This is a genomic window from Pseudorhodoplanes sp. (assembly GCF_035565855.1).
Taxonomy (GTDB): Bacteria; Pseudomonadota; Alphaproteobacteria; order Rhizobiales; family Xanthobacteraceae; genus Pseudorhodoplanes.
Window position 1 is genome coordinate 1 of sequence record NZ_DATMRX010000071.1, and the last position, 11,655, is coordinate 11,655.

At 63.6% G+C, this 11,655-nt stretch carries 9 protein-coding genes; 7 read left to right on the forward strand and 2 right to left on the reverse strand.

What is annotated here, in order from left to right; genetic code table 11:
- Together VN004_RS04040 and ettA are read right to left on the reverse strand one after the other, a co-directional pair.
- On the reverse strand, window positions 1-341 hold a 341-nt coding region (locus VN004_RS04040; RefSeq protein ID WP_325607266.1), incomplete at its 3' end, for a YqhA family protein.
- 188 nt (window positions 342-529) lie between these two features.
- Window positions 530-2,185 (reverse strand): energy-dependent translational throttle protein EttA, encoded by a 1,656-nt coding sequence (gene ettA, locus VN004_RS04045; RefSeq protein ID WP_325607268.1) that lies wholly within the window; start codon window positions 2,183-2,185, stop codon window positions 530-532.
- 347 nt (window positions 2,186-2,532) lie between these two features.
- Here ettA and VN004_RS04050 point away from each other — a divergent pair, with 347 nt between their 5' ends.
- From VN004_RS04050 to VN004_RS04080, 7 genes are all read left to right on the forward strand, one after another.
- Entirely contained in the window at window positions 2,533-3,393 is an 861-nt protein-coding gene (locus tag VN004_RS04050) for an SMP-30/gluconolactonase/LRE family protein (RefSeq protein ID WP_325607270.1), read from the forward strand.
- 112 nt (window positions 3,394-3,505) lie between these two features.
- Entirely contained in the window at window positions 3,506-4,471 is a 966-nt protein-coding gene (locus tag VN004_RS04055; RefSeq protein WP_325607272.1) for a D-2-hydroxyacid dehydrogenase family protein, read from the forward strand.
- Between the two features lie 166 nt (window positions 4,472-4,637).
- Window positions 4,638-8,255: a PAS-domain containing protein gene (locus tag VN004_RS04060; protein WP_325607274.1), complete on the forward strand. Its 3,618-nt coding sequence runs from the start codon at window positions 4,638-4,640 to the stop codon at window positions 8,253-8,255.
- Window positions 8,256-8,409: 154 nt separating this feature from the next.
- Window positions 8,410-9,336, forward strand: coding sequence for a fumarylacetoacetate hydrolase family protein (locus VN004_RS04065; RefSeq protein WP_325607276.1), 927 nt, complete (start codon window positions 8,410-8,412; stop codon window positions 9,334-9,336).
- A gap of 162 nt (window positions 9,337-9,498) precedes the next feature.
- On the forward strand, window positions 9,499-10,488 hold the full coding sequence (locus VN004_RS04070; protein ID WP_325607278.1) for an ABC transporter substrate-binding protein: 990 nt from the start codon (window positions 9,499-9,501) through the stop codon (window positions 10,486-10,488).
- A 49-nt stretch (window positions 10,489-10,537) separates the two neighbouring features.
- Entirely contained in the window at window positions 10,538-11,239 is a 702-nt protein-coding gene (locus VN004_RS04075) for an orotate phosphoribosyltransferase (protein WP_325607280.1), read from the forward strand.
- 22 nt (window positions 11,240-11,261) lie between these two features.
- On the forward strand, window positions 11,262-11,655 hold a 394-nt coding region (locus VN004_RS04080; protein ID WP_325607282.1), incomplete at its 3' end, for an SRPBCC family protein.

Sequence of the window (11,655 nt, forward strand, 5' to 3'; positions counted from 1 at the left end):
ACATGGCTCAACCATTCCGGCTGATCCGGGTGGCGATGCAATTCGAGCCGCGACACGAACGTCTCGTAGCCGCCGATGATGACCATGATGAGCAGATTCGAGATCATCACCACGTCGATCAAGCCCAACACGACGAGCATGATCTCCTGCTCGGTAAAATTTATCGTGTGCAGGACGAGGTGCCAGAGTTCCTTCAGAAACAGCACCACGTAAACGCCCTGCGCGACAATCAAACCGAGATAGAGCGGAAGCTGCAACCAGCGGGAGGCAAAGATGAGCTGCGGCAGCGGCCGCAGATTGACACCGCGCGGAATCACCGGCTCGTCGGCAGATATCGACATGAAACGCCCCAGATATGGTCCCGAGCGACGGGGACGGATTTCAGGAAGGGTCCACGGCCCATCGGCAGCATCAAAGTCAGGCTCGATGGAATAGGTTCCAATGGCTCCGCCCGGCACACGCCCTGACGGAGCCGTTATATGCGATTCGGCTCGGCCTCACTCCAGAGCGGCAACGGGTCGCCCCGCCTTTACCGGCTAAACTTCTTGTATTTGATCCGCTTCGGCATCACGGAGTCTTCGCCCAGCCGCCGCTTCTTGTCCTCCTCATAGTCCTGGAAATTGCCCTCGAACCATTCGACGTGACTGTCGCCCTCGAAGGCCAGGATGTGCGTGGCGATGCGGTCGAGGAACCAGCGGTCGTGGCTGATGATGACGGCGCAGCCGGCGAAATCTTCCAGCGCCTCCTCCAGCGCCCGCAGCGTATCGACATCGAGATCGTTGGTCGGTTCGTCGAGCAGGAGAACGTTCGCGCCGGACTTCAGCATCTTGGCCAAGTGCACGCGGTTGCGCTCGCCACCGGAGAGTTGGCCGACCTTCTTCTGCTGGTCGGCGCCCTTGAAGTTGAACGCCGAAACGTAGCCGCGCGAATTAACCTCGCGCTTGCCGAGCATGAGCTGATCGAGCCCGTCGGAAATTTCCTGCCAGACGTTGTTGTTCGGGTTCAGCGAATCGCGCGACTGGTCGACATAGCCAAGCTGCACGGACTCGCCGATCTTGATCGTGCCGCTGTCCGGCTTGTCCTGCCCGGTGATCATGCGGAACAGCGTGGTCTTGCCGGCGCCGTTGGGGCCGATCACGCCGACGATGCCGCCGGCCGGCAGTTTGAAGGTCAGATCGTCGATCAGAAGATTATCGCCGAAGCCCTTCTTGAGGTTGGTGAACTCGATGACGTTCTGGCCGAGCCGCTCCGCAACCGGAATGACGATCTGCGCGGTCTGTGTCTGCTTCTCGGACGCCTTCGCCAGTAATTCCTCGTAGCGCTGGTAACGCGCCTTGGATTTGGCCTGACGCGCACGCGGCGAGGACGCGATCCACTCCTGCTCACGCGAAAGCGTGCGCTGGTGCGCCGCCTCCTCGCGGCCCTCCTGCTCCAGCCGCTTCTGCTTCTGCACCAGCCATGACGAGTAGTTCCCCTGGTAGGGAATGCCGCGGCCGCGGTCGAGCTCGAGGATCCAGCCGGTGACATTGTCGAGGAAGTAGCGGTCGTGGGTGACGATCAGAATCGCGCCCGGATAGTCGCGCAGGTGGCCTTCCAGCCAATGCACGGACTCGGCATCGAGATGGTTCGTCGGTTCGTCGAGCAGCAGCAGATCGGGCTGATCGAGGAGAAGCCGGCAGAGCGCGACGCGCCGCCGCTCGCCGCCCGAGAGCTTCGACACGTCCGCGTCATCCGGCGGGCAACGCAGGGCATCCATCGCGAGATCGACCTGGGAGTCCAGCTCCCAGAGGTTCTTGCTGTCGATCTCGTCTTGAAGCTGCGCCATTTCCTCGGCCGTCTCGTCCGAGTAGTTGGCGGCAATCTCATTGTAGCGGTCGAGCAGGGCCTTCTTCGCGGCCACGCCCAGCATGACGTTCTCCCGCACGCTCAACGCCGGATCGAGCTGCGGTTCCTGCTGCAAGTAACCGACACGCGCGCCGTCGGCGACCCAGCCCTCGCCGACATAGTCCTTGTCGATGCCGGCCATGATGCGCAGCAGGGTCGATTTGCCCGCGCCGTTGACGCCGAGCACGCCGATCTTGGCGTCCGGGTAGAACGACAGATTGATGTTCTCGAGCACCTTACGGTTGCCCGGATAGGTCTTGGTCAGACCCTGCATATGGTAGATGAACTGGCGGCCGTTCATTGCTCTCGTCGCGTTTTCGGGGAAATTTGGCGCTGATTTAGCCATCGCGGTGACGAAGGGCAAGCCGCCGGCCGTTTTGAACCTCGCCGCGGCCGGCCGCGACCAATGGGCAAGTCGAAGCAACCAAGAACAAGCCCGGAGGCCCGCGCTATGGGCTGGATCGCGAAACTCGCGCAGAGGCTAATGGACATGCTGACGAGGCACTACCGGCCCGAATTGCACTACATGCGCGGCCCCGGCCCGAAATGGCGGGCCAAGCACAAACGTCTGTGATGGCAAGACCTGTCCATCGCCAGACCGCAAAGCCCATATAGAATCGGGCTCTCACCCCTCGGGAGCCCGCTTTCATGGTTACGATTCGCGCCGCGATTGAAGCTCACGACACCCTGGGAGAATGCTGCCTGTGGTGCCCTGTCACCCGCAGGCTGTGGTGGCTCGATATCCAGCGGCCGTGCCTGCAATCCTTCGATCCGGTGAAGGGCGAGCATCATGTCTTCCCCCTCCCCGGCCGCTTCTGCGGCTGCGCGGCCCTGCGGCAAAGAGGCGGCTTGGTGCTGGCCTTGGATGACGGCCTGCATGGCTTCGATCCGGCGACCGGAAAGCTGGAGTTTCTCCTGCGCCCCGAGCCCGACCGGCCGGAGAACCGTTACAACGACGGGCGCTGCGATCGGCGCGGACGACTCTGGATCGGCACCATGAGTGCGGGTCCACGCCAGCCCACGGGCGCGTTCTATCGAGTCGATCCCGACGGTTCGGCGCGCCGCGTACTCGACACCCTGACCATCCCGAACTCGACTGCATTCTCGCCGGACGACCGGACATTTTATTTGGCCGACACGCCAAGTCAGATCATCTGGGCTTTCGATTTCGACATCGATGCCGGCGCGTTCGCCAACCGCCGCGTCTTTGCCGACCTCACCGCGCGGCATCCGTCGCCCGACGGCTCCTGCGTCGATGCCGAGGGCTTCCTTTGGAATACCGAATATCGCGGCGGGCGCATCACGCGCTACGCACCGGACGGCCGCGTCGATCGCACCATCGAGGTCCCGGTGGCCCATCCGACCTGCTGCTGCTTCGGCGGGGAACGCCTCGACACGCTGTATGTGACCAGCGCGGGCGAAGACCGGCCGGCACGGCCCATCGACGGCGCGCTGCTCGCCATCGACGTGGGTATCCGCGGCCTGCCCGAGGCCGCCTTCGGCGGCTAGTTCTTGCCCATCACAAGGCCGCCTTGCGTCCCCTTGTGCCAGGCTTCTCGCCCGCTATTGTGAGCGCGACGCGCGCCGGCAGGCACGTAATCGCGGACAAGGGGTTATTGAAATGACTTATCGTTGCGCCATTCTCGACGACTATCAGAATGTTGCCATGACGCTCGCCGATTGGAGCAAGATCAGCAAGGACGTCGAGATCAAAGTCTTTAGCGATGTGGTCCGCCGCAGCGACGCCGATACGATCCGCGATTGCAAGGATTTCGACATCGTCGTGATGATGCGCGAGCGCACGCGCTTTCCCAAGGCGGTGATCGACGGCCTGCCCAATCTGAAGCTTCTCATCACCACGGGCGCGCACAATGCGTCGATCGACCTGGCGGCCTGCAAGGAGCGCGGCATCGTCGTCTGCGGCACCAGCAGCTACGGCAACCCGACCACCGGCATCGCCTTCGGCTTGATGCTGGAGCTGACGCGGCGCATCGGTTGGGAGAACGCGCGCATGAAGGCGGGCGCGCCGTGGCAGCTCACGCTCGGCCGCGATCTCGAAGGCATGACGCTCGGCATCATCGGCCTTGGCAAGCTCGGCGTGCGGGCGGCGGGCGTGGCCAAGGCGTTCGGCATGAAGGTCATCGCCTGGAGCCAGAACCTTACGCCCGAGCGGTGCAAAGAGGTTGGCGTCGAATACGCCACCAAGGAAGATCTGTTCCGCAACGCCGATATCGTGACGATCCATGTCCAACTCGGCCAGCGCAATCGCGGGCTTGTCACGGCGAAGGAAATCGGCCTGATGAAGAAGACCGCCTATATCGTCAACACCTCGCGCGGGCCGATCATCGAGGAGAAGGCCTTGCTCGACGCTCTCAGCAACAAGAAGATCGCGGGAGCGGGCCTCGACGTGTTCGATGTCGAGCCGCTGCCGCTCGACCATCCGTACCGCAAGCTCGACAACGTCGTGATCACGCCGCATCTCGGCTACGTCAGCCAGCAGAATTACGCCAAGTATTATCCGGACATCGTCGATGACATCCGAGGCTGGATCGACGGCAAGCCGGTGCGAGTCGTTGCGCCCCGGTAGGAGGCGCGCACGCGATCCCATTCCCGGCGGACGGTCGTATGTTACCGTCCGGCGGGCCGGGGCGCTGCGGATGGTCTGGTTTGGTTCAATTTCGTGACGCTGAAATAACGTGAAGTAAACCTCCCAAGCGCTACTTTTTCGCAAAAGCGACAGATTGGGCGGCTCGATGTTCGGGGCTCTGGCACCGTTCAACGGTGACTACAACTGGCGGCTCGTCGCCCTGGCAGCGATCGTCTGTCTGCTCTCCAGCCTTGTGGCCATCAGCCTGTTCCACCGTGCCCGCGCCACACGCGCCCGGGCGCGCAGCGCCTGGCTCGTTCTCGCGGGCGCCGCCTCAGGGTGCGGCATCTGGGCGACGCACTTCATCGCGATGATCGCCTATTTACCCGGCATCGCGGTCATTTACGATGCCGAGCTGACCGCTGCGTCATTCGCCATCGCCACCCTTGTGACCAGTCTTGGCTTGTGCATCGCGGTCGGCGGCCAAGGCCGCTTTGCCGCGCCGCTCGGCGGAGCCATCATCGGCGCCGGCGTTGCCGCCATCCATTACGTCAGCATCTGGGCGCTCCAGATGCCGGTCAATGTCACCTGGACCGTCAGCCTGATCCCGGCATCGATCCTGCTCGCCGTGCTGCTTGGAGCATTCGCGCTCGCGGTCGCGGTTCGCAACCCCGGGCCGGGCGGCACCGTCGCCGCCGCCATGTTGCTGACGCTCGCGATCATGTCGCACAATCACGCCGCAATGGCGGCGGCGCTGATCGTGTCCGATCCGATGCTTGTGCTGCCGGACCACGGCATTTCCCTGACCACGCTCGCATTGGCGGTGGCTGCCGGCGCAGTCGCCATCCTCGGCATGAGCCTCGTGGGCGCGGCGGCCGACGTCCTTGTCTCCAAACGCAAGCGCCAGTTCGCCCGCGAGCGGCAGGCCTTGCTCGCGGATTCCGAAGAGCAGCTACGGCAGCAGAACATCCGGCTCGATGCCGCTCTCAACAACATGACGCAAGGCCTTTGCATGTTCAACGCAAAGGAGGAGATCGTCGTTCTCAACCGGCGTTATCTCGAAATGTACAAGCTGTCGCCGCAGGTGGTGAAACCTGGCTGCACGCTGCGGCAGTTGATCCAGCACCGCAAGGACGTCGGCCTGCTCGACCCCGACCCACAAGAGTATTACCAGCGGATCCAGGGCGAGTTGCGCCAGGGCTCGGTTTCGACCTGGTTGATCCGAACCACCGAGGGCCGGCTGATCCAGGCCTGCAACCAGCCGATGCCGGGCGGCGGATGGGTGACCACGCACGAGGACGTCACCGAGCGGCGGCTGGCCGAAGAACAGGTGCTCGAGCAGAAACTGCAGATCGACACCGCACTGAATAACATCACCCAGGGTCTGTTGATGTTTAGCTCGGATGCGCGGCTGATCCTGTGCAACCGCCGCTACCTCGAGCTTTACGGCCTCTCGCCGGACATTGTGAAACCGGGCCTGCCGCTACGCGACCTCCTGGTCATGCGCAGGGACACGGGCACGTTCATGCTCGATGCCGACAGCTACATCGTCAAGCTGCGCGCGGCGATGGCGAACGGCAAGCCGATTACCTTGACGATCGAACTCGCCGACGGCCGCATCATCTCGGTCGAAAACCACCCGATGGCGGATGGCCGCTGGATTTCGACGCACGAGGATATCACCGAGCGCCGCCTCGCGGAGCGCCGGTTGCACGAGCAGAAGCTGCAACTCGACACTGCGCTCAACAACATGTCGCAGGGCCTCAACATGTTCGACGCCGCCGGCCGCCTCGTGGTCTGCAGCGAACGCTACCTGCAGATGTACAATCTCTCCCCCGACATCGTGAAGCCAGGCTGCACCGTCCGAGAACTCATCGATGCGCGGATCGCCAGCGGCACATTTTTCTCGATCGATCCGAAACGATACGCCGAAGAACTGCTCGAGGCGATGAACCGGCGCGAGCCGACCCTCACCACGATGGAACTGACCGATGGCCGCACCATCGAGGTCATCGGTCATCCGACGCCCGATGGCAGCGGCTGGGTCGTCACCCACGAAGACATCACCGAACGCCGTCGCGCCGAGAGGGAGCGCGACCGCAGCCGCGCGTTCGCCGACACCGTGATCGAGAACGTGCCCGCCACCATCGTGGTGAAGGATGCCGCAACGCTGCGCTACGTGCTCGTCAACAAGGCGGGCGAGGAATACTACGGCCTTCCGCGTGGCGAGATGATCGGCAAGCGCACCGACGAGGTGTTCTCCAAGCAAGAGGCCGATACGATCTTCACGCATGACAAGGAATTGCTGGAGACGAAGCAGCCGCGATTCTATGACGAGCGGCCACTGAAAACGCCCAACGGCGAGCACCGCATCGCGACGACGACGAGAATTCCGATTCTCGACGCGCAAGGCGAGCCGCAATATCTCCTGACCGTGATCGACGACCGCACCGGTCGCAAGCGCGCGGAAGCCGAGATCGCGCGCCTCGTTCATCACGACATGCTGACCGGCCTGCCCAATCGCGCCGCTTTCACCGCCTGCATCGACGCGACCATCGAATCCATGTCCCGAGAGGGACACTCCTTTGCCCTGATGTCGCTCGACTTCGACCGATTCAAGGAGGTCAACGACGTCTACGGTCACGCGGCAGGCGACGAATTCCTGCGGCAGACGGCCAAGCGCCTGCAGGCGGTGGCGGGGGGCGCTTTCGTCGCGCGGCTCGGCGGCGACGAGTTCGTCGTGATCGCAACCGACGGTGAACAGCCGGCCGCGGCCGAGGCGCTAGCGGATCGGCTGCTGGCGACGGTCGGCGAGGAGTTCGCCATCAACGGCCAGACGCTGCGCGCCAGCGTCAGTATCGGCATCGCGCTCTTTCCCGCCGATGCCTCCGATGCGGCGACGCTGCTCGGCAACGCCGATGCTGCACTCTATCGGGCCAAATCCGAGGGGCGCAGCGCCATCCGATTTTTCGAGGCTGGCATGGACAAGCGGCTGCGCGAGCGCCGCGTGCTGCAGCAGGAGCTGCGTTCGGCGGTCGAGCGTGGCGAGCTGACCATGCACTATCAGCCGCAAGCCCGCATCAGCGGCGATGTTTTCGGTTTTGAAGCCCTGGTGCGTTGGCAGCATCCGCAGCGCGGCATGATTCCGCCCGATGTCTTCATTCCACTCGCGGAAGAAAGCGGGCTCATTATCGCGATGGGCGAATGGATCATGCGCGAAGCCTGCCGCGAGGCCGCATCCTGGCCGAACCCGTTACAGGTCGCGATCAATCTGTCGCCGGTGCAATTCCGCCACGGCGACCTGCCGGGAATCGTGAACACCGTGCTGCAGGAAACCGGGCTGCCGCCGGCCCGGCTCGAGTTCGAGATCACCGAGGGTGTTCTGATCGACGATTTCGCCCGCGCCGTCGCCATCCTGCGGCGCCTCAAGGCACTCGGCGTCCGCATCGCGATGGACGACTTCGGTACCGGCTACTCGTCGCTGTCATATCTGCAATCGTTCCCCTTCGACAAGATCAAGATCGACCAGGCCTTCATCTCCAATCTCGAGCGCAACCCGCAATCGGCCACGATCGTCCGCGCCGTGATCGGTCTGGCGCGCGGCCTTGAGTTGCCGGTGCTGGCGGAAGGCGTCGAGACGAAAGAGCAGCGCGCTTTCCTGGCCAGAGAATCCTGCGACGAAATCCAGGGCTACCTGATCGGGCGGCCGTCGCCGATCGAAGACTACGCCGCCTTGGTCGGCCGCCCCCGCAAGATTGTGCGCATCCGCGCCGTCGTGACGTAATCGCTGGATCACCGTCCCGATCCTGCCGCCCGCCGCTCAAGACCGTGCTATAAACGGCGCGGGCGGGGCCGGCCGAACCGGGAGCAGACGCACCCTGCCTCAATGCGCGTTCCAATCCGCGCTCGAAATGAATCCTGCAGGGAGCGAATTTCACATGTCGAGCTATAAGCTGGTCACCTACCGATCCGAGAAAGGTCCGCGCGCGGGTCTCGTGGTGGACGAAAAGCTGTTCGATGCCGCGGCCCTCACCCGCAAGGCGGCCTATGCCCGCGTGCTCGATATCCTCAACGACTGGGCATCCGCGAAAGGCATTTTGAAGAAGGCCGCGGCGGCCGCGAGCAAAAGCAGGCTCAAGAGCCGGCCGGTGGCGAAGGCCACGCTCCTGCCACCGGTCATGTGGCCTTCGGCGATCTATTGCGCCGGCGCCAACTACACCGACCACATGATGGAGATGGCGCGGCTGCAAGGCATTCCGCCGGCGCCGGACCCGCACGAGGTCGGTCTGAAGCCGTGGCACTTCATCAAGGCGTCGCGTACTTGCGTCGGCGACAAGGCAACAGTCAGGCTCCCCAAGGCATCGAACGCGATCGACTGGGAGGCGGAGCTTGGTGCGGTGATCGGGCGCAAGGCCAAGGACGTACCGCTGGACAAGGCGCTTGGTTACGTGGCCGGCTATACCATCGCCAACGAACTCTCCGCCCGCGACCTCGGCCGGCGCAATCAGCTTCCGGATTCCACGCCATTCAAGTGGGACTGGGTCGGCCAGAAATGCTTCGACGATGCCTGCCCGATCGGGCCGTGGATCGTTCCGGCAAGCGACATCAAGAATCCGCAGAAGCTCGGCATCAAGCTCTGGGTCAACGACACCATCAAGCAGGATTCCAACACCGGCGACATGATCTTCAATCTCGCCGAGCAACTCTCCCACCTGTCCTCGCGGATCACTCTCTATCCCGGCGATATCATCCTGACCGGCACACCGGCGGGCGTCGGCGCCGCGCGCAAGGAATTCCTCAAGCCCGGCGACACCACGCGGGTGTGGGTGGAAGGCATCGGCATGCTGACCAACAGAATGGCCTGAAGCGGCTTCCGTCCTGCCCTCGAAAGCCGTGAGGCGACCGCAACCCGGCCGCCTCAATGCATGCACAGCATCACTGATTGCCCCGCCCCAGTCTGGATTTTGCAGTCAAAGCCGGGTTGACTGCGTTCCAGCCCCGACAACGATGCAGCAAGGAAGTCCGACGTGCCCAAGAACATCCCCCTGACGCTCGCCTGCGGCAATTACGAGATCGTACGCGCCCTCAAGGATGGCACGGTCGCTCCCGACGGTATCGACCTCACCATCCTGACCGACATGGATTCGACCACGCGGCATTGGCGCTTCCTGCGCGAGGGCCATTTCGACGTGGCCGAGACATCTTGCTCGTCCTACATCGTGGCCCGCGACAAGGGCATGGCGATCACCGCCATTCCAGTCTTCCTGCACCGCCGCTTCCGCCACGGCTTCGTGTTCGTCAACACGAGCAAGGGAATCAAGAAACCGACCGACCTGATCGGCAAGAGGATTGGCATCAAGTCATTCCTCGTGACCGCGATCCACTGGATGCGCGGCATCCTCGAGCACGAATATGGCGTGCCGCACAAATCGGTCGAATGGGTTGCCGAACTCGACGAGGACGTGGATTTCAACCCGCCGCCCGGACTGAAGATCACCCGCCTGCCCCACGACAAGTCGGTGGAAACCATGCTGGCGGAGGGCGAGATCGACGCCCTCATCCACTCCGACATCATCAAGCCGATGGAGGCCGGCGATCCGCGCGTCGCCCGGCTATGGCCCGACTACAAGGCCGAGGAAATCCGCTTCTACAAAAAGACGCAGATTTTCCCGATCATGCACGTCATGGGCATCCGCCAGGAGATTGTCGATCGTCACCCCTGGGTGCCGGTCAACCTGTTCCATGCCTTCGAGAAGTCGAAGGCCATCGCCATGAAGCGGATGGCCAATCCGCGCATCGTGCCGCTCGCCTGGTACTTGGAGGCCTGGAACGAACAGCAGGAGGTGCTGGGACCGGACCCCTGGGAATATGGTCTTACCGATAAGAATCGGCACACGATGGCGACCATCGCCGGCTATTCCCACGAACAGGGCCTGACCGCGCGCCTGTGGACCCCGGACGACCTGTTCACCAGCGTGTTCCAGGGCCGCAAGCGCGGCGACGAATTCCGCATTTGACGCCGCCCGCAGCGGCGCTTAATCGAGCGGGGTCTGGATTGGATCGAACATGACGACAGGTCTTGGATTTACCGACCGCAAGGTCATGGCCGAGTTGACGGCCAAAATGCTCCTGGAGGTCGAGGCCGTCCGTTTCATGGACGACAAGCCCTTCATCTTCACCTCCGGCTGGGCGAGCCCGGTCTACACCGACTGCCGCCGGCTGATCTCGTTTCCGCGCGTGCGCCAGACCCTGATCGACTTCGGCGCCGCCACCGTGTTCCGCGATGCAGGCTTCGAGCAGTTCGATACCGTGGTCGGCGGCGAGACGGCAGGCATTCCCTTCGCCGCCTGGATGGCGGACCGCCTGATGCTGCCAATGCAATACGTGCGCAAGAAGCCCAAGGGCTTTGGCCGCAACGCGCAGATCGAAGGACACTTGGAGCCCGGCCAGCGGGTGCTTCTGGTCGAGGACCTCACCACCGACGGCCGCAGCAAGGTGAATTTCTGCAACGCGCTGCGCGCGGCCGGCGCGACCGTGGAGCATATCTTCGTCATCTTCTTCTACGGCATCTACCCGGAGAGCGAGAAGATCCTCTCCGATCTCAACATCAAGCTGCATCACCTGTGCACTTGGTGGGACGTGCTCGAGTTCGCCAAGACCTGCGGCCAGTTCGACCCAATCAAGCTTTCCGAGATCGAAAAATTCCTCCACGATCCGGCGGGGTGGTCGAAGGCGCACGGCGGTGTCGCGCACGCCGCAGCCGAGTAACAAGCACGGACCGCGAGCAGACATGGAATTCGACAACTCGTTTGAAGTCCCCCTTCCCCCCGAACAGGCTTGGCCGGTCCTGATGAACATCCAGGGCATCGCCCCCTGCATGCCGGGGGCGCAACTCACGGACGTGGTGGACGATAAGACCTACAAGGGCAACATCGGCGTCCGCCTGGGTCCCGTGGCGCTGACCTTCGCCGGCACGGTCGTGTTCGAGGACATCGACAACGTCAACCACACCGCGCGCGTGCGGGCCCAGGGCAATGACGCCAAGGGCCGCGGCGCAGCGCAGGCCAAGTCCACCTTCCGCCTGGAGCCGGCCGGCGAAGGCTCCAAGGTGCTGGTCCATACGGACCTGTCGCTGTCGGGCGCCGTCGCGCAGTATGGTCGCGGCGTCGGCATGATCCAGGCGA